This window comes from Shinella yambaruensis (assembly GCF_022899355.1).
Lineage (GTDB): Bacteria > Pseudomonadota > Alphaproteobacteria > Rhizobiales > Rhizobiaceae > Shinella > Shinella yambaruensis.
In genome coordinates, this window is record NZ_JALJCK010000010.1 from 195,866 (window position 1) to 213,323 (window position 17,458).

Sequence of the window (17,458 nt, forward strand, 5' to 3'; positions counted from 1 at the left end):
AAAATGCTGACAAAACCGGAAACAATCTCAGGCCACTAAGATCTTGAATTTTTATGAAAAAGCCGTAAAATCAGGCATCCCAGTGTTCGCCACCGCGCCGATGATCGACTGGTCCGACCGGCATTATCGCGTCTTCGCGCGGCAGCTGACGAAGAACGCGCTGCTCTTCACCGAGATGATCGTCGCCGACGCGATCCTGCGCGGCGACCGCGACCGGCTGCTCGGCTTCGACGCGATGGAGCACCCCGTTGCGCTGCAGCTCGGCGGCAACGATCCGGCAAAACTCGCCGAGGCGGCGCGGATCGGCGAGGGGTTCGGCTATGCCGAGATCAACCTCAATGTCGGCTGCCCCTCGGACCGGGTGCAGTCCGGCACGTTCGGCGCTTGCCTGATGCGCGAGCCGCAGCTCGTGGCCGACTGCGTGGCGGCGATGAAGGCGGCGGTCGCCATTCCCGTCACCGTCAAGTGCCGCATCGGCGTCGACGACCAGGACCCCGAGGTGGCGCTGCGCGACCTCGTCTCGCGCGTGACGCTCGCCGGCACGGACGCCGTCTGGGTCCATGCGCGAAAGGCGTGGCTTCAGGGGCTCTCGCCGAAGGAGAACCGGGACATCCCGCCGCTCGACTACGGCCTCGTGCGCCGGCTGAAGGCGGAGAACCCGGACCTTTTCGTCGGGCTCAATGGCGGGCTCCACACCCTGAGCCAGGCGCTCGAAGAGATGACGGGGCTGGACGGCGTCATGCTCGGACGGGCTGCCTATCAGGATAGCGGCATCCTGACGGGCGTGGACGATCTCTTTCCGCATCCGCTTCAGGGGGGCAGCCCGCCGTCCGGCCGTGTCTCCGATCCGGGGGCGCTTTCCGCCGACGATTGGGAGGCGGTGCGGGACGCGATGATGGCCTATGCGGGCGATGTGATCGCCCGGGGCGGACGGGTGGCGCATGTGACGCGGCACATGATCGGGCTCTTCCAGGGCTTTCCGGGGGCGCGGAAATACCGGCAGATCCTTTCCACCGATGCGACCAAGCCAGGGGCGGGGCCGGAGGTGATCGCCGCCGCCTTCGCGGCGGTGCTGGCGGGGCGGAGCGAAGCGGCCGCGGCGGCGGAATAGCGCTTTCTGTGCATCGCCCCGGGCTCACCACAATTTCGTCCCCTCGGGGTCGGAGACTTTGGAGCAGTTCCGCTTTTCTCCGAATCGCGAAAACGCCCTAGCCCTTTGTTTTGCCGCATTTCCGGACGCAAAACCGCTTCGCACTTTTGCTGGAAATGCTCTAGACAGACGACGCAGTAGAAGAAGACGGACAGGTGGCCGCGTGATCGATCCCTATGCCATGCTCGGACTAGAGCGCGATGCCGACGACAACCAGGTGAAGGCGGCCTACCGCAAGGCCGCCAAGGGCATGCACCCGGATTCCGGCGGCGACGCGGACCAGTTCGCCCGCCTGCAGACCTGCTACGACCTCCTGCGCGACCCCGTGCGGCGAAAAGTCTTCGACGATACCGGCTTCGACCCGCAGCTCGCCGATCCGCGCGACCTCAAGGGCCTGATGCTGCTCGAACCGCTGGTCAACGACGTGATCCTCGACGAGCGCGAGCCCGGCAGCTTCGATCCGCTGGCGGCGATGCGCCGGAAGCTTTCCGACGACATCGTCAAGAGCCGCTTCCACATCCTCGAGCTGGAGCGCCACCGCAACCGCGTGCGCCAGCATATCGACCGGCTCGGCCGCAAGGCGGGCACGGATTTTCTCGGCTCCATGCTGCGCGCCCGCTCGCAGTCGATCGCCGAGGCGATCCGCACCGCGGAAGGGCAGATCCAGGCCATCGAGCAGGCCTATTCCATGCTGGAAGGCTATTCCTACGAGCTCGCCGCCGCGCTCGACCCCCTGCCGGTCGAGGTGAAGGGCGAGGCGGCGGAATAGGCCGGCCGCGCCGTCTCAAACCGTCAGCGGCGGCTCGTCGCCCTCGTAGCGCACCGGCGGCTTTTTCGCCCGCGCGGCGGCGAAGGCGCGGAACTCGGTAAGCGCGGCGCCCCGCAGGAGCGGGCGGGCGACCTCCACCGCGGCGTCCTGCAGGGCGCGGGTCTCGCGCCAGGGCGAGGCGAAGGAGAGCTTGCCCCAGGAATTGCCGAGATCCCGGACGTCGCGCGCGACCGCGACGAAGTCGTCGAACAGGCGGCGCTGCGCCGCGTCGAGATTGGCGAGGCAGCAGGGCTCCTGCGTGCCGTGGAAGAACCAGGCGCAGCGCCCCTGGCGGCGGCAGGCGCGGATGTGGCAGACGCGCTGCGGCAGAGCCAGCATCTCGGCCGCGCGGGCGAGCAGGTGACGGTCGGGCGGGGGAAGCTGGTACGTCCTGGGCATCGGGGTTCCTCTGAGATGGGGGAGGCGGGGCCGGGGGCGCAAAGACGCCGCGTCCGGTGCTCGCTCCGGCCTTGAAGTCGTGCGGACACGGGTCCGCATCGCCGCGCGTGGAAAAGAACCGCGCCGGGGTCCGTGCATCGGCTTTCGGACGGGGCGCTGGAAGCCGCCGGGTCAGAAATATGTATATGACGCCTTTCAGCGCCCCGTTCGGCGGTTTCTGCCCGCGACTTGGGTCTCTCTGCAAAGGCCGGGCGCAAGAATGTTGGCCGCCGGTTTCCGGGGCGGGTTCTGTCCGGTTTTGCGCGCCGGGCGGGCTCGCCCTGAGCCCGGTCCGGACGGAAAGGTTTTTACGCCTTTCCCGGGAAAACACCGCTCCGGCGGACGATGCCGACGCATCCGTCACGCCCGGCCTCCTTGTGTGCCGCACAGGCACGCCCGACGCGCCGTCCGGGGCTGAAACGACAGGGCCGGTCCGACGCCCTGGCGCTTCCCCCGTGTCGCCGGAGGGAGACCATTTTCCGCGAGCCCCCTTGGCGACGGCTTACGTCCGTCCCCCGCCAAAAGCGCCGACCCCGCCTCGCCGCAACGCCTTGCGGTGTATCCGCGGCGGGATGAGGGGAGTATGGCATGGGTGGGTGGGGGTGGGGAAAATAGGAAACAGCGGATATTGCAAATGCAACTAAACCGTGCATCATTCAGCGTGTTGGAGGCGCGCATGCAGATATCAAAAGTAGTACTAGATAACTTCCGCTCTATTGAACACCTTGAAGCCGATTTTGGGAAACTGACATCACTCGTAGGTGCAAATAATTGCGGAAAATCCACAATTCTGAAGGCGATTGATCTATTTTTTGATGCCGCAGCGAAGATGACGCCGGCGGACTATTACCTGCACGATCAGACGCGGACCATCTCGATCTCGATTGAGTTTGAGAATTTGACACCAGAAGAAATCCGAGAGTTTGGTGGAGCGGTCAAAGGCGGCCGATTGCGTATTGTCAGAGAATTTGGAGGGATGGCACAAGAAAGCGGCGAGTATGCCGTGTTCGCAGACATAAACCCTGCTTTTGAGAATTTTAGAGACGAGAATAATGGAACGAAAAAGAGGTCAATATATTCAGATCTGCGAAAAAACTATCCGGATCTAGCACCTGCAACTGGTGAAGAAATGGAAGAAAATCTTCGCGCTTGGGAGCGGGAGAACTCGTCGAAACTGCAATTTAAGAAAGTTAGAGGGTTCTTCGGCGCCAAGAATGTCGCTAATGGAAAGCTAAAAAAGAAAACGTCTGTGCGACTTGTTCCTGCCGTGAAGGATACGTCGGAAGAAACAAGTGATGCCAAACGAAGCCCCGTTGTTGGCCTTCTCAATGAGATAGTAAAGCAAACGTTCGAGAATAAGAGTGAATTTACTGAATTTATTGAGAGCGCTAACAAGCGAATTGCCGAACTTTCCGATCCATCAAGCGTGCCGCAACTCGCGGGGATAAGCACCCGCCTTACGAGCGCAGTTTCCAGATACTACGCTGATACAAATTTAGTTGCCGATCTAAGTAAAGCAAACGAGATAAACGTCACCTTTCCCAATCCACTAATTACCGTTGTACATCGTGGCTTAAAGGTAGATGTCGCGCATGTCGGCCACGGTTTGCAACGTGCGATTTTTTTCTCGCTCGTCCAATTTCTAGCGGAGGAGCAAACAGAACAAGGCAATGGCAAGGAAAGCGGGCCAGAATTTTCGGATCCGCAGAGTGATATTATCCTTCTAATTGAAGAGCCGGAGATATATCAGCATCCTATAAAGCAAGTTCTGTTTTATGACGCGTTTAAAGAAATAACCGATGCTTTCAATCGTAAGAGTGGAATAAGAATTCAAATTATATTTGCTACGCATTCGGAGAAATTTGTTTCTATTAAAGATGTATCGAATATAAGAATTATCTCAAAGAAAAATATATCTGGAGATGTAATTACCCAAGCGAAATCTCTTTCAATTGAGCAATTCAGCCAGGGAATGGCTACTGTTGTAGGTGCAGCTAGACCTCTAAGTAATGAAGCATTTTCTGCTACTTTGCACATCTTTAATCGGGAAGTTTCAGAAGGTTTTCTGGCCGAGAAAATAATTCTTGTGGAGGGAGTGTCAGATAAAGCTATCTTGGAGGCTGCACTTCTATGTAAGAATAGTTCTGCTCAAAAAGAGGGTATTTCTGTCATCGAAGTCGGAGGGAAAACAAAAATTGACAAGCCGCTTTTTGCCTTTAGGTCTCTAGGTATCCCAGTTCACGTTGTCTTTGACAATGATAGTACCGCCAAGGATCCAAAGGCGTCTGCAAAAAGAAACCGTAATATACAAAGCATATGCAATGTAGAAAAGCCTGAAGATTTTCCTGTTGGTGTGTTCGATTTGTACTCTTGCTTCGAAGGAAATTTGGAAAACTATTTACGGTCAGAAACAGGAGATCAGTACCGCGAACTCATGGATCGAGTTTGCAACGATTTTGGGTTGAGCTTAACCGATGCGGTTAAGACTCCTGCAGTAGTAAGCTCCTTCTTGATGAGGGCAAATGACGCGCATATCAGCTACGATACACTCGACCGAATAATTGAGACCGTCAGAAGAATGTGAGGAAGTAAGGCCCTTTACCGCCCCGGCCGCCCCGTTTTCCCCTTCGTCCGCCCCTTGCGCTTTACCTCCGCCGGGTCCTCATAACTCCCGACGCCGATCTTCCCGCGCCTCACCGGCTTGGCGTCCTCGGCGCTGGCGGCGCGGTCGGGCTGGCCTTCGGGGAGGGGGGCTTGGCGCTTCTTGGTGCCGATGGTTTCCGGGGGGCGGTCCGGCAGGTCGCCGGTGACGGGTTTTTCGGTGCGGCCGACGGTCATTTCGTCGAGCGTGTTCTTGCGGAAGAGGGATCTGCCCGCCGGGGTCGCGACGTCGCGGCCCATCTCGTCCAGGTGCGGCTTGCGGAAGAGCGGGCGCTCGGTGTCGGTGCCCGGGCCCATGTCGTCGAGCGAGGGTTTCTGGAAGAGGGATTTTGAGGCGGTCTTGCCAGAAGCGGCACCCCCCTCTGTCCTGCCGGCGTTCGTCGCTGCAATCGATTCACTGGATCGATTGCTCCGCTGCGCGGACCGCTCCTCACCCCCCTCAAGGGGGGAGATCGACTCGCGGTGGGGTTTCCCACTCTTTGCTCCACCTTCCTGCGCCTTTGCCTCGTCCCGCGCCATCGGATCGTCCATGACGGCGAGTTCGGCGGCCTTGAGGCGCTTGATCTCGTCGCGGATGCGGGCGGCGGCTTCGAAGTCGAGGTCGGCGGCGGCGTCGCGCATCTGCTTTTCGAGCGCTTCGAGATGGGCCTTCAGGTTGTTGCCGACGAGGTGGCCGGCATCGGCGAAACCCTTGCCGGAGACGCCGGAAATGTCGGCGCGGACGTGGTCGCGCTCGTAGACCGAATCGAGGATGTCGGAGATCTTCGCCTTCACCGATTCCGGGGTGATGCCGTTGGCCTCGTTGTAGGCCACCTGCTTTTCGCGGCGGCGGCTCGTCTCGTCCATGGCGCGCTGCATGGAGCCGGTGATCTGGTCGGCATAGAGGATGACCTTGCCGTCGACGTTTCGCGCCGCGCGCCCGATGGTCTGGATGAGCGACGTCTCCGAGCGCAAAAAACCTTCCTTGTCGGCGTCGAGGATGGCGACGAAGCCGCATTCGGGAATGTCGAGGCCCTCGCGCAAGAGGTTGATGCCGACCAGCACGTCGAAGGCGCCGAGGCGCAGGTCGCGGATGATCTCGATGCGCTCCAGCGTGTCGATGTCCGAGTGCATGTAGCGCACGCGCACGCCCTGCTCGTGCAGGTATTCGGTAAGATCCTCGGCCATGCGCTTGGTGAGCACGGTGACGAGCGTGCGGTAGCCGGCCTGCGCGGTCTCGCGGATCTCGCCCAGCACGTCGTCGACCTGGCTTTTGGCCGGGCGCACCTCGACGGGCGGGTCGATGAGGCCGGTCGGGCGGATGACCTGCTCGGCGAAGACGCCGCCGGACTGCTCCAGCTCCCAGCCGCCGGGCGTCGCCGAGACGGCGATGGTGTCCGGGCGCATGGCGTCCCATTCCTCGAAGCGCAGGGGGCGGTTGTCCATGCAGGAGGGCAGGCGGAAGCCGTATTCGGCCAGCGTCGCCTTGCGGCGGAAGTCGCCGCGGTACATGGCGCCGATCTGCGGGATCGTGACGTGGCTTTCGTCGATGAAGATCAGCGCGTTGTCGGGCACGTATTCGAAGAGGGTCGGCGGCGGCTCGCCGGGGCGGCGGCCCGTCAGGTAGCGCGAATAGTTCTCGATGCCGGCGCAGGAGCCGGTGGCCTCCAGCATTTCGAGGTCGTAGCGCGTGCGCTGCTCGAGGCGCTGCGCCTCGAGCAGGCGGCCGGCCTTTTCCAGCTCGGCGAGGCGGTGCTTCAGCTCCTCGCGGATGCCCTTGATCGCGCCGTTCAGCGTCGGGCGGGGGGTGACGTAGTGGCTGTTGGCGTAGATCTTCACCGATTTCAGGTCGCCGGTCTTCTGGCCGGTCAGCGGGTCGAACTCGGTGATCGCGTCGATCTCGTCGCCGAACATCGAGATGCGCCAGGCGGCATCCTCAAGGTGGGCGGGGAAGATTTCGATCGTGTCGCCGCGCACGCGGAAGGAGCCGCGCTGGAAATCCATCTCTCGGCGCTTGTATTGCTGGGCGACGAGATCGGCCAGCAACTGGCGCTGGTCGAGCCGTTCGCCGACCTCCATCTGGAAGGTCATGGCGGTGTAGGTCTCGACCGAGCCGATACCGTAGATGCAGGAGACCGAGGCGACGATGATGCAGTCGTCGCGCTCCAGCAGCGAGCGCGTCGCGGAGTGGCGCATGCGGTCGATCTGCTCGTTGATCGACGATTCCTTCTCGATATAGGTGTCCGAGCGCGGGACATAGGCCTCCGGCTGGTAATAGTCGTAGTAGGAGACGAAATATTCGACCGCGTTTTCCGGGAAGAAGTTCTTGAACTCGCTGTAGAGCTGCGCGGCCAATGTCTTGTTCGGCGCGAGGATGACGGCGGGGCGCTGCGTCTCCTCGATCACCTTGGCCATGGTGAAGGTCTTGCCCGAGCCGGTGACGCCGAGCAGGACCTGGCTGCGCTCGCCGTCGGAAAGGCCGTCGACGAGGTCCCTGATGGCCGTCGGCTGGTCGCCGGCGGGCTGGTAGTCGCTGATCATGCGGATCGGGATGCCGCCTTCCGACTTTTCCGGCCGGGCGGGGCGGTGCGGCGTCCAGAGCTTGCCGTCCTTGAAGAGGGGGTTGCCGCTCTCGATGAGCTTCGACAGGGCTTCCACGGTGGCGGTGACGCCGGAGCCCTTCTCCAGCGCGGCGGCATCCTCCAGCGAGACGTCGAGGCCGGAGACGGGCATCAGGCCGGCGGCGGCGCGGGTCTTCGGGTCGGACGAGCCGCCGATCGAGACGCCGCGGGAGGTTTTCGAGACCGTGACCTGCTCGGTGTGGCGGCGGGCGGCGTTCTCCACCGTCTTGCGGTGTTTGCCCGCCTTGGAGGCGACCTCGCGGCGGCTCTCGACGCTCGCGGCCTCCGCCTCGGCCTCGAGTTGCTTCACCCAGTCGGAGACGCTGCCGCTGAGCGGCGCGCCCTCGAAGTCCGACTGCGGGGCTTCCTCGAAACCGGGGTTCGAGGGCGGGGATTTCTTCGGTGATCTGGCCATGCGGGGAATATGGAGAGAGTCATCCGGAAAGGAAAGGGGGCGTGAGTACAAAAGGGAAACGAATTTGCCGCCGTCCCCGGCCGTTATCCTCGAAACACGGTCTGGGGGCGCGCATGAGCACGGTGGACGAGGCGGCACTGATGCCGAAGGAGGGCTCGCTGGACGCGCTGCACGGTGCGGTGGCGGAGTACAACGCGGCGCGACCGAAGGTGGCGCGCGACATGTATGTCACCGTGACGCTGCTGCTCGGTGTCTACCTGCTCTTCTCGGTGCTCGTGCTCTATCTCGTCGCGACACAGATCGAGGAGGACTGGACCTTCGTCACGCTGGCCGCGCTGATCGTCGGGGGAACCTTCGTCTGGAAATTCGCCGTGGCGCCGGCAAAGCGCTTCCAGCAGACGCTGCGCGACCGCATGCTGCCGCTGGTCTTCGGCTTCGTCGACGAGGTGCAGTACGTTCACGGCGCGACGCCGCGCTTCATCGCCGGCATGCCGGGCAAGGAGTTCGTACAGCGCGACCGCGCCGTGCATGGCGACATGATCGCCGGCGTGCACGAAGGGCTGGCCTTCACGCTTTCCGAAACGGAGCTGAGTACCGGCAGCGGCAAGAGCCGGCAGACCACCTTCAAGGGCGTGATCTTCCATTTCCTGCGGGAGGAGGAGTTTCCCGGCCTCTTGATCGCCGCGCGCAAGCCGAACGCCGTGCACCGCTTCATGCGCGACCTCTTCGGCGGCTCCCGGCTGGCGCTGGTGACGAGCGGCAATGTGGAGGTGGACGTGTCGCACGAGTTCCGCACCGACCGCGCGGAGGCGGCGACGCCGATCGTGCAGGGCACGCTCGCGAAGGCGCTGGACTATCTCGCGAGCGTGTGGCGGGACGACGTGGTGCGCCTCGCCCTCACGGGGCGCGAATGCTACCTGCTGGTGCCGACCAGGAAGGATTTCTTCGAGCTGCCGCCGGTGGATACGCCCATCGACTTCGACCGCTACATCCGGCCGATGATCCGCGATCTTGTGACGCTGCTGGCGACGGCGCAGCTCGTGCGCAAGATCGGCTAGGAACACGAAACGCCGGCCGGGCCGGCGTTTCGCGTCGCCTGGGAGGAGCGATCAGAGGATGAAGTCACCCTTGTAGAGGTCGCCGAAGGAATCGACTTCCAGGATGAAGTCGGCCTTCTTGTCGCCGTTGACGTCGCCCATGACGAGCTTGGTGTAGTGGCCGTTGTTGAGCTGGGTCTCGGTCCAGGTCAGCTCGCCCTTCTTGCCGCTGAAGGCCGCGCCTTCCTTGGCCACGAAGGTGAAGGCGTCGTTCTTCTTGGTGCCGGCGATGGCGTCGATGGCGGAGAGGTCGATCTTGTCGCGGCCGTCGAACGTGTTCGACTTGAACTGCTCGATCACGTCGCGGCGGCCCTCGGCCTTGCCGATCTCCGCGATGCTCTTGAAGACGAAGCGGTCTCCGCCGTCGCCGCCCCACATCTTGTCGACACCGGCGCCGCCGATGATGACGTCGCGGCCATCGCCGCCGTGGATCTGGTCGTTGCCCTTGCCGCCTTCGATGTAGTTCTTGAAGTCGCCGCCATAGATGATGTCGTTGCCATTGCCGCCGTAAATCTTGTTGTAGGCGCTGGAGTGGCCGAAAATCCGGTCGTTGCCGCCGTAGCCGTAGATCTTGTAGACGGAATCGCCGTTCATCGGGTCCGCCATCAGGAAGTTGTTCTTGTTGTCGCCTTTGAGTGTAGCCATGGAATATCTCCGGAATCATGAAACATCGGCGGCGTCCAGCCAACCGGTGCGCATGAATGGTCGGGCGCTGTCCGGCTTGTGAAGCGCAGGAGCGGCGAAAGGATGCAAAGCGCCAGCCCAACAGGCGGCCTTTCGGTGAACGGCTGATTTTCGTCGCTGAACGGCACTCGACAGTTTTCAGGGAAAAAACGATTATTCGCGCAATGAGCACTGTATCGAGTCTGCCATTCATTCCTCACGCCGAACAGAGCGAGTCGCAGCTGCAACGGGCAACGTTGCGCTTCGGCGGGCTGTATCTGCTTGCCGTCTTCCTGAGCTCCAGCCTGCTGTGGGGGCTGGCGGGCACGGATCCGGTCGACTCGGCCGTCGGCAAGGTCTTTCTCCTGGCGATGGCCGCGCTGCTGGCGGCGCTGCTGACGATGCTGCTGGTCCGGCTGAAGGCGCTGCCGCTGCCGGCGAAGGCCGCGCTCTGCTTCACCCTGTCGCTCGTCGGCGGCGTGCTTTACTGCGGCATCGACCATGCGATCTACGCGATCTGCGTCTATCCCGCGGCGCCGGTGTGGGACATGACGGGCATCGCCTACAACGTCATCTACGGCACGTCGCTCTATTTCGGCTGGAGCTGCCTGTTCCTCGCCCTGTCCTACAGTTTCGACCTGCGCGACCACGAGCGGCGGTTGGCGCTGATGCGCGAGGAGGCCATGGCGGCGCAGATGCGGGCGCTGCGCTACCAACTCAACCCGCACTTCCTGTTCAACACGCTCAATTCGATGGCCGGGCTGATCGAGGAGGGCGAGCGCGACGATGCGCGCGACATGGTCTTCTCCCTCTCGGCCTATCTGCGCACGACGCTGGCGCTCGATCCGCTGCAGGACCTGCTGCTGGAGGAGGAAGTCGCCTTGCAGACCGGCTATCTCACCATCGAGCAGCGCCGCTTTTCCGACCGCATGGGAGTGGAGATCGACCTGCCGGAGGAGCTGCGCAAGGTCCTGGTGCCGAGCCTCATCCTCCAGCCACTCGTCGAGAACGCCGTCAAGCACGGCGCCTGCCGCAAGGCGGGCGGCGTGACCATCGCCATCCGCGCCAGGCAGGAGGCGGGGCGCCTCTGGCTCCTCGTCGAGAACGACATGGCGCTTGCCGACCAGCTGCCCGGCGCGGCGAGCTTCGGCATCGGCCTCAGAAATGTCGGCGAGCGCCTGGCGCGGCGCTTTCCCGGCGCGAGCGGGTATCACTACGGCCGGACCGGCGACGGCCGGTTCCGCGTGACCCTGACCATGCCCATCAGGACCGCATGATCGCATGACCGAAGTTTCCGTTCTTATCATCGATGACGAACCGATCGCCCGGCGTCGCATGGTCCGCATGCTCGCGGCGATCGACGGCGTGAGCGTTGCCGGCGAGGCCGGCGACGTCCCGCAGGCGCTCGAGCAGATCGCCGCTCTCGCACCCGCCGTGCTGCTGCTCGATATCCAGATGCCCGGCGGCAGCGGCTTCGACGTGCTGGAGCAGACCGGCCCGCACGCGCCGCTGCCGATCTTCGTCACCGCCTTCGACCATCACGCCATCCGCGCCTTCGAATGCAATGCCGTGGACTACCTGACGAAGCCGGTGACGCCGGAACGGCTGCGGCAGGCGCTCGAGCGGGCGCGCGCGATGATCGTCGCCCGCGAGAACCGGGACGCGGTGACGGAGCTGCGCGAAACCGTCGCCGCGCTGCGCAAGGCGCTGCGCGAACAGGCGACGCGGCCGACGCAATTCTGGGTGAAATCGCGCCGGGAGACCATCCGCATCCCTGCTGAAAAGGTGCTGCGGTTCCAGGCCGCCGGCGACTATGTGCAGCTGCACGCCGAGCAGGGCAGCTTTCTCTACAACGAGAGCCTCTCGGCGCTGGAGCGGCGGTTGCCGGCGGAGGATTTCCTGCGCATCAGCCGCAGTGCGATCGTGCGGCGCGACCAGGTGGTGCGCGTGAAGCGCGGGCCGCTCGGCGTGCTGCATGTGGTGCTGCGCGACGAGACCGAGATCAAGGTCGGCCGGACCTACCTGCGGGCGGTGCGGGACGGGCTGATGCAGGGGTGAGGGCGGGCGCGTCGGCGCCGGCCAGCAGATCGCGCAGCATGTCGGCGACATGCCGGACGGCGCGATCCTTTTCGCGGCGGCGGTGCCAGGCGATGTGCAGCGGAAAGCCGGGAACGGGGATCGGCGGCCGGGCGACGTGGAAGCGGGCCGCCGCATCCGCCGGCAGGCAATGGCTCGGCATCATGGCGATGAGATCGCTTTCCTCAAGGAGCGGCGGCACCATCAGGAAGCTCGGCACGACGATGCCGACGCGGCGGCTGCGGCCGAGGGCGGAAAGCTGGTCGTCGAAGCCGCTGCGGGTATCGCCGCGGCCGGAGACCAGGATGTGCGGATAGGCGAGCCAGCCGTCGAGCGAGAAGCCGCGGGCGGCCGGATGGTCCCGGCGCATCGCCACGACATAGTGTTCCTCCAGCACCGTCTCGCAATGGAAGGCGGCCGCGTCGACGCTGGGGAAGACCGAGACCGCGATGTCGCTCGCCCCGCGCGCCAGAGCCTCCAGCGCCGCCGATGCGCCATGCCAGGGCTGGATGACGATATCGATGCCGGGGGCGGAGCCGGCGAGCGCCCGGTGCAGCGGGCCGGCGATCAGGATGCCCGGATGGTCCGCCGTGACGATGCGCACCGTCCGGCGGATCTCGGCGAGCGGTTCCTCCGGCGCATCGACGACGGCGGCGATGCCGGCGAGGAGGGTCTTCAGCGGGTCGCGCAGCGCGTCCGCCCGCGGCGTCAGGCGCATGCCGCCCTTGCCGCGCTCCAGCAGCGGATCGCCGAACAGGTGGCGGCAGCGGTCCAGCGCGCTCGATGTCGCCGGCTGCGACAGGTTCAGCTTTGCGGCGGCGCGCGAGACATGCGCCTCGTCGAGCAGGGCATCGAGCACGACGAGAAGGTTGAGGTCGATCGATCGTAAATTCATGAAACCAATAATATCACATATGAATCATCCATTGGAATGATTTCATGTCGTGCAGCATCCTGGTTGCGTCAACACAGGAGACGACGCCATGAGCAAGACACTGATCCTTCTCTTTCACCCCGATCTCGCCCGCTCGCGCGCCAATGCCGTGCTCGCCGCCTCGGCCCTGCGGCTGCCGGATGTCGAACTCATCGACCTGTACGCGCTCTACCCGGACGGCAGGATCGATGCCGGCGAGGAGGCGGCCCGGCTGCTTTCGGCCGATCGTATCGTGCTGCAATTCCCGATCCAGTGGTATTCCACGCCGCCGCTCCTCAAGGCCTGGCAGGATGCGGTGCTCACCCGCATGGTCTACATCCACGACGAGGCGGAGGGCCGCCTGCTGGCGGGCAAGCCGCTGCTCGTCGCGGCGACGGCGGGCAATGTGCCGGAAGCCTATGCCCCCGGTGGCGCCAACCGGTTCACCATGGCGGAGCTGCTGCGCCCGCTGGAGGCGACCGCCCATCGCTGCGGTTTGCCGTGGCAGCCGCCCTTCCTCGTCTACCGGGCGGACACGCGCGACGAGCTCTCGCTGTTTTCCGCCGGCCGGGACTATGCCGCCACGCTCGAAGCCTGGCGTAAGGCGGGCGAGCCGGAGGACGATCCGCGCCGCTATCTCGTCGAGGCCTGGGGGTGAGCCATTGCGGCGATCGCTCCTGCATCGCCCGAAAAGCCGCGGCGCGGCGGTGGGCGGGGCTGGCCGCGCGGCCCCATGTCCCGCAAGCCGTGCCGTTCGTTGCCGTGCAGAATTTGGGGTCCGGCATGCTGCGGGCACTGCATCCCTTCAACGGCGGGCCGATGCTCACCGCCGCGCTGGTCGTCCTCGCGAAGGCGGAGCAGCGGCCGGGCGGGGAGGATCTGTCCCTCCGGGCGATTTCGGAGCGGTGGTCTTGACGGCGGCGGCGGGTCGGGTATGCCCTTGTCCGACCTCCTTAAGAATCAGGATTCGCGATGCCCTTCAGCCTCACTCCGGCGGCCGTCTGGCCGATCGTGCTGCTCTGCCTCTCCAACGTCTTCATGACCTTCGCCTGGTACGGGCACCTGAAGTTCAAGTCCGCGCCGCTTCTCGTCGCGGTCCTGGCCAGCTGGGGCATCGCCTTCTTCGAATATTGCCTGGCGGTGCCGGCCAACCGCATCGGCCACGAGGTCTATTCGGCGGCCCAGCTCAAGACGATCCAGGAGGTGATCACCCTTGTCGTCTTCGCCGGCTTCTCGGTCTTCTGGCTGAAGGAGAGCCTGACCTGGAACCACGCCATCGGCTTCCTGCTGATCGCAGCCGGCGCGACGTTTGTGTTCAAGGGATAGGGCTCCTAAAATAGTCGCATTCCGGCGTAAGCATGGCACGGATCGGATGAGGCTTGCGTGACCACGACCTTTACGACCATGGCGTCGATACGTTTCGGCTACGGCCGAAGGCCAGGCGAGGCGGCGCCGGAGAGCGTCGATGCGCTCCTGCGCCAGGTGGAGCGCGGGACCCGCGAGACCTGCCTCTTTCCCCACGAGGGCATGGAGGGACGGCGCGCGCGGCTTCCCGCCTATCAAAAGATATTGCGCGCCTTCTATACGGCGCGCGACAGCAATACGCTGGAAAAGATTGATGGCGTCAGCGTCAATCCTCCCAATATCGTGATGGCCAATACGTTTCAGCGTGACCGGCACCTGAAGGTACGCCAGGCCGTCCTCTCTCCCAACGCCTTCTTCGAGCGGCTTGCCGCTTTCTGGTGCGACCATTTCTCGGTCGATGTGCGCAAGGGTGGCGTGATGCGCCTGCTGACGCCATTGCAGGAGGCGGAGGCGGTGCGGCCGAACCTTGCGGGCCGCTTCGCCGATCTTCTGAAGGCGGCGGTGCTGCATCCAGCCATGCTGATCTATCTCGACCAGCATCGCTCGGTCGGCCCCAAATCGTCGGAGGGGCGGAAATCGGGGCGCGGGCTCAATGAAAACCTCGCGCGCGAACTGATCGAACTACATACGATGGGCGCGGGCAGCGGCTATAGTCAGAAGGATGTCCGTTCGGCGGCCTATGTGTTGACCGGTCTGTGGTTCCGAGCGCCGCTCTACGAGACGGCCTTCCGCCCGCGAGCGGCCGAGCCGGGCACTTATCGCGTGCTTGGCCGCGCCTATGGCGGCAAGCTGCGGCAGATCGAGCAGATCCACGACATGCTCGACGACCTGGCCGCGCGCGAGGAAACCTGTCGTCATATCTGCCGCAAGCTCGTCGTGCATTTCATCGCCGACGATCCGCCGGAGGCGGTGGTGGCGGCTATGGTGTCGGCCTGGAAGCGCAGTGACGGGCATCTTCTTGCCGTCTACCAAGCGATGCTGGAACATCCGCGGAGTTGGGAGGAGCACGGGCGCAAGGTGCGGCAACCCTTCGATTTCGTCGTCGCGGCGCTGCGGGCGCTGAACGTGCCGGTGGCTGAGCTGGAGCCGAAGAAAAGAACGAAGGGCGTGCGACCGGTTGCTGACGTCGCGGCGCTGGAGGATGTGACGATGATGACGGCTGACGGAAAGGCGGCGCTCGTCACCAATCCGTTGACCGCCGGGGCGCTTGACCTGCTCGGGCAGCCGCTCTGGACCCCACCGAGCCCGGCGGGCTGGGAGGAAGGCCCCATCGCCTGGATCACCGCCAGCCAGATCACCGGGCGGATCGCCTTTGCGCAACGGCTTGCGACGCAATTTGGCAGTGGCATCGATCCCCGCACCTTTCTGAAGGATACGATGGCGGAAACGGCGCGGGCGGACACGATCGAGATCATCTCGCGTGCGCCGAACCGCGAGGTGGCGCTGGCGATGGTGCTGGCATCTCCCGAGTTCAACCATCGTTAGGAGTGGACCATGGCCAGCCAGATCAATCGCCGCGCCTTCCTGTCCGGAGCCTGCTGCCTTGCCGCTTCGCCGCTCGTCACGCCGGTCAGCTTTGCCGCGATGCCGGGCGAGAACAGGCTGGTGACGATCATTCTGCGCGGGGGAATGGACGGGCTTTCGCTGGTGCAGCCCTACGGCGACCCAGCGCTCAGGCTGCTGCGGCCGAAACTGGCGCTCGGGGCCGATGACGGCCTCCTCGATCTCGACGGCTTCTTCGGCCTTCACCCCGCAGCCAAGGCCCTGTTGCCGCTGTGGAATGCGGGTGAACTCGGCTTCCTCCACGCCACCTCCACGCCCTATCGCAACGAACGCAGCCATTTCGACGGGCAGGACATTCTGGAGAGCGGCGGTGCGGCGGTACAGGGCGAGCGCACCGGCTGGCTCAACCGCGCCATCGCCAGTATCCCGCAGCCGGCCGATCGCCGGGCGATCGACATCAACGCGACGGCGGAGCTGATCCTTTCGGGTGACAGCCCGGTCGATGTCTGGTCGACGCGCGCCGATCTCGCGCTGGCCGAGGACGAGCAGGCCTTTTTCGTGCAGCTCTATCGAAACGACCCGGCCTTTGCCGCCGCCCTCGGCGAGGCGATGGTGACGGACATGCTGTCGGACAGGCTCTACGGCACCGAGAAGCGCAGCGTGGGCACCCAGTCCGTGGCAAAGTTCGCGGCCGGCATGCTTTCGACTGACTATCGCATCGCCAGCTTCTCCATTACCGGCTGGGATACGCATCTCTCCCAGTCGAAAATCTTTCTGAAGCCGGTCGATGAGCTCGTGACGGCCATCACCACGCTGAAGGCGAACCTGTCGCCGGTGGTCTGGCGCAAGACGGCGATCCTGGCGATCACCGAATTCGGGCGCACGGCGCGGGAAAACGGTTCGCAAGGCACCGACCATGGCACGGGCGGCCTTGCCGTCCTGGCGGGCGGTGCCGTGGCGGGGGGCAAGGTCTACCGCGACTGGCCGTCGCTTTCGGACAGTGACCTGCTCGACGGGCGCGACCTTCGCCCGACCACGGACCTGCGCCAGCTGGCGGCGGCCATGCTGCGCCAGCAGTTCGGCATTTCGGCGCGGGACCTCGAAACCGCGGTCTTCCCGGGGTTGAGCTTCGACAGGCACGCGGCCTATCTGCGCGGCTGACCCTATTCCAGCATGTCGAAGGCGCGGAAGATCCAGCTCAGCTGGTAGACGATGCCGAGGCCGACAAAGGCGGCGTGGAAGCGGCGGCTGGCCGTTGCGGCGGCAAGAAGGCAGAGCGCGATGAAGACGACGTTGCGGATCGGGTATTCATAGCCGAAGGAGCCGAAATAGGCCTCTCCCTTCAGTGCCGTATCAAGGAGATCAACCGCGAAGACGAGGGCGAAGGCGCCGAAGAACCATTTGCGGCGCGAGTAGAAATAGTCCTCGTATCCGGCATAGTCGTCGAGCGTCGTGGGAAACAGCAGCACGGCGAGCAGGAAGAACAGGCAGCAATAGCTGATCAGGAAGAGATAGACGCCGAAGCCGATCGTCGTCAGCGCCTGCAGGCGGAACTCCCACCACCAGAAATGCAGGAGGAACAGGAGGAGGAAACCGGCCCAGGCGAGGTGGACGGGGTAGGGCTTCAGCTTACCCGGATGCTGGATGAAGAGCGCGACGCCCGTCAGCAGGCGCGCAAGGCTGAGGCTCACCACCATGCCGATGACGACGCGCACATGGCTGAAGATGGCGGGATCGGGGGCGGTGTGCTCCATGGCGGGCCTCCCGGC

16 protein-coding genes are annotated in these 17,458 nt (G+C 64.2%); 11 read left to right on the forward strand and 5 right to left on the reverse strand.

The window, feature by feature from the left end:
• Positions 1-76 precede the first annotated feature (76 nt).
• Together dusA and MUU56_RS22975 are read left to right on the forward strand one after the other, a co-directional pair.
• Positions 77-1,111, forward strand: a complete 1,035-nt coding sequence (gene dusA, locus MUU56_RS22970; RefSeq protein WP_263193709.1) for a tRNA dihydrouridine(20/20a) synthase DusA — start codon at positions 77-79, stop codon at positions 1,109-1,111.
• A 220-nt stretch (positions 1,112-1,331) separates the two neighbouring features.
• Entirely contained in the window at positions 1,332-1,919 is a 588-nt protein-coding gene (locus tag MUU56_RS22975) for a J domain-containing protein (protein WP_244769678.1), read from the forward strand.
• A 15-nt stretch (positions 1,920-1,934) separates the two neighbouring features.
• On the opposite strand, the gene MUU56_RS22980 is transcribed toward MUU56_RS22975, so the two are convergent.
• Positions 1,935-2,357, reverse strand: coding sequence for a hypothetical protein (locus MUU56_RS22980; protein WP_244769591.1), 423 nt, complete (start codon positions 2,355-2,357; stop codon positions 1,935-1,937).
• Between the two features lie 622 nt (positions 2,358-2,979).
• Here MUU56_RS22980 and MUU56_RS22985 point away from each other — a divergent pair.
• Complete coding sequence (locus tag MUU56_RS22985; RefSeq protein WP_244769592.1) at positions 2,980-4,980, forward strand: ATP-dependent nuclease; 2,001 nt, start codon at positions 2,980-2,982, stop codon at positions 4,978-4,980.
• A 14-nt stretch (positions 4,981-4,994) separates the two neighbouring features.
• Here the strand turns inward: MUU56_RS22985 and uvrB are convergent, their stop codons facing one another.
• On the reverse strand, positions 4,995-8,072 hold the full coding sequence (gene uvrB, locus MUU56_RS22990; RefSeq protein ID WP_244769593.1) for an excinuclease ABC subunit UvrB: 3,078 nt from the start codon (positions 8,070-8,072) through the stop codon (positions 4,995-4,997).
• A gap of 113 nt (positions 8,073-8,185) precedes the next feature.
• On the opposite strand from uvrB, the gene MUU56_RS22995 reads away from it, so the two are divergent.
• Positions 8,186-9,130 carry a hypothetical protein gene (locus MUU56_RS22995; RefSeq protein ID WP_244769594.1) on the forward strand — a complete coding sequence of 315 codons (945 nt, stop codon included), beginning with the start codon at positions 8,186-8,188 and terminating at the stop codon, positions 9,128-9,130.
• A 51-nt stretch (positions 9,131-9,181) separates the two neighbouring features.
• On the opposite strand, the gene MUU56_RS23000 is transcribed toward MUU56_RS22995, so the two are convergent.
• The gene (locus tag MUU56_RS23000) at positions 9,182-9,814 is read right to left on the reverse strand and encodes a calcium-binding protein (RefSeq protein WP_244769595.1); all 633 of its coding nucleotides are present in this window, start codon (positions 9,812-9,814) and stop codon (positions 9,182-9,184) included.
• A gap of 203 nt (positions 9,815-10,017) precedes the next feature.
• On the opposite strand from MUU56_RS23000, the gene MUU56_RS23005 reads away from it, so the two are divergent.
• Both MUU56_RS23005 and MUU56_RS23010 read left to right on the forward strand, forming a co-directional pair.
• The gene (locus MUU56_RS23005; RefSeq protein WP_244769596.1) at positions 10,018-11,109 is read left to right on the forward strand and encodes a sensor histidine kinase; all 1,092 of its coding nucleotides are present in this window, start codon (positions 10,018-10,020) and stop codon (positions 11,107-11,109) included.
• A gap of 4 nt (positions 11,110-11,113) precedes the next feature.
• Positions 11,114-11,890: a LytR/AlgR family response regulator transcription factor gene (locus MUU56_RS23010; RefSeq protein ID WP_244769597.1), complete on the forward strand. Its 777-nt coding sequence runs from the start codon at positions 11,114-11,116 to the stop codon at positions 11,888-11,890.
• On the opposite strand, the gene MUU56_RS23015 is transcribed toward MUU56_RS23010, so the two are convergent.
• On the reverse strand, positions 11,835-12,803 hold the full coding sequence (locus tag MUU56_RS23015; protein ID WP_244769598.1) for a LysR family transcriptional regulator: 969 nt from the start codon (positions 12,801-12,803) through the stop codon (positions 11,835-11,837). The genes MUU56_RS23010 and MUU56_RS23015 overlap by 56 nt on opposite strands.
• 88 nt (positions 12,804-12,891) lie before the next feature.
• Between MUU56_RS23015 and MUU56_RS23020 the strand changes: the two genes are divergently transcribed.
• The 5 genes from MUU56_RS23020 (at position 12,892) to MUU56_RS23035 (ending at position 16,850) form a co-directional block, all read left to right on the forward strand.
• Positions 12,892-13,479, forward strand: a complete 588-nt coding sequence (locus MUU56_RS23020) for an NAD(P)H-dependent oxidoreductase (protein ID WP_244769599.1) — start codon at positions 12,892-12,894, stop codon at positions 13,477-13,479.
• Between the two features lie 125 nt (positions 13,480-13,604).
• Positions 13,605-13,736 carry a hypothetical protein gene (locus tag MUU56_RS32735; protein WP_263193643.1) on the forward strand — a complete coding sequence of 44 codons (132 nt, stop codon included), beginning with the start codon at positions 13,605-13,607 and terminating at the stop codon, positions 13,734-13,736.
• A gap of 57 nt (positions 13,737-13,793) precedes the next feature.
• Complete coding sequence (locus MUU56_RS23025; protein WP_244769600.1) at positions 13,794-14,147, forward strand: DMT family protein; 354 nt, start codon at positions 13,794-13,796, stop codon at positions 14,145-14,147.
• 57 nt (positions 14,148-14,204) lie between these two features.
• Positions 14,205-15,671: a DUF1800 domain-containing protein gene (locus MUU56_RS23030; protein ID WP_398431452.1), complete on the forward strand. Its 1,467-nt coding sequence runs from the start codon at positions 14,205-14,207 to the stop codon at positions 15,669-15,671.
• A gap of 9 nt (positions 15,672-15,680) precedes the next feature.
• Positions 15,681-16,850, forward strand: coding sequence for a DUF1501 domain-containing protein (locus MUU56_RS23035; protein ID WP_244769601.1), 1,170 nt, complete (start codon positions 15,681-15,683; stop codon positions 16,848-16,850).
• Positions 16,851-16,852: 2 nt separating this feature from the next.
• Here MUU56_RS23035 and MUU56_RS23040 read toward each other — a convergent pair whose 3' ends face one another.
• Entirely contained in the window at positions 16,853-17,443 is a 591-nt protein-coding gene (locus MUU56_RS23040) for a hypothetical protein (protein WP_244769602.1), read from the reverse strand.
• Positions 17,444-17,458: the final 15 nt, after the last annotated feature.

Coding starts and splice junctions, on each gene's coding strand:
- MUU56_RS23005 (WP_244769596.1), top strand. CDS start 10,018: ATGAGCACTGTATCGAGTCTGCCATTCATTCCTCACGCCGAACAGAGC.
- uvrB (WP_244769593.1), bottom strand. CDS start 8,072: ATGGCCAGATCACCGAAGAAATCCCCGCCCTCGAACCCCGGTTTCGAG.
- MUU56_RS23040 (WP_244769602.1), bottom strand. CDS start 17,443: ATGGAGCACACCGCCCCCGATCCCGCCATCTTCAGCCATGTGCGCGTC.
- MUU56_RS32735 (WP_263193643.1), top strand. CDS start 13,605: ATGCTGCGGGCACTGCATCCCTTCAACGGCGGGCCGATGCTCACCGCC.
- MUU56_RS23020 (WP_244769599.1), top strand. CDS start 12,892: ATGAGCAAGACACTGATCCTTCTCTTTCACCCCGATCTCGCCCGCTCG.
- MUU56_RS22975 (WP_244769678.1), top strand. CDS start 1,332: ATGCTCGGACTAGAGCGCGATGCCGACGACAACCAGGTGAAGGCGGCC.
- MUU56_RS23015 (WP_244769598.1), bottom strand. CDS start 12,803: ATGAATTTACGATCGATCGACCTCAACCTTCTCGTCGTGCTCGATGCC.
- MUU56_RS23010 (WP_244769597.1), top strand. CDS start 11,114: ATGACCGAAGTTTCCGTTCTTATCATCGATGACGAACCGATCGCCCGG.
- MUU56_RS23000 (WP_244769595.1), bottom strand. CDS start 9,814: ATGGCTACACTCAAAGGCGACAACAAGAACAACTTCCTGATGGCGGAC.
- MUU56_RS22980 (WP_244769591.1), bottom strand. CDS start 2,357: ATGCCCAGGACGTACCAGCTTCCCCCGCCCGACCGTCACCTGCTCGCC.
- MUU56_RS22995 (WP_244769594.1), top strand. CDS start 8,186: ATGAGCACGGTGGACGAGGCGGCACTGATGCCGAAGGAGGGCTCGCTG.
- MUU56_RS22985 (WP_244769592.1), top strand. CDS start 2,980: ATGGCATGGGTGGGTGGGGGTGGGGAAAATAGGAAACAGCGGATATTG.
- MUU56_RS23035 (WP_244769601.1), top strand. CDS start 15,681: ATGGCCAGCCAGATCAATCGCCGCGCCTTCCTGTCCGGAGCCTGCTGC.
- MUU56_RS23025 (WP_244769600.1), top strand. CDS start 13,794: ATGCCCTTCAGCCTCACTCCGGCGGCCGTCTGGCCGATCGTGCTGCTC.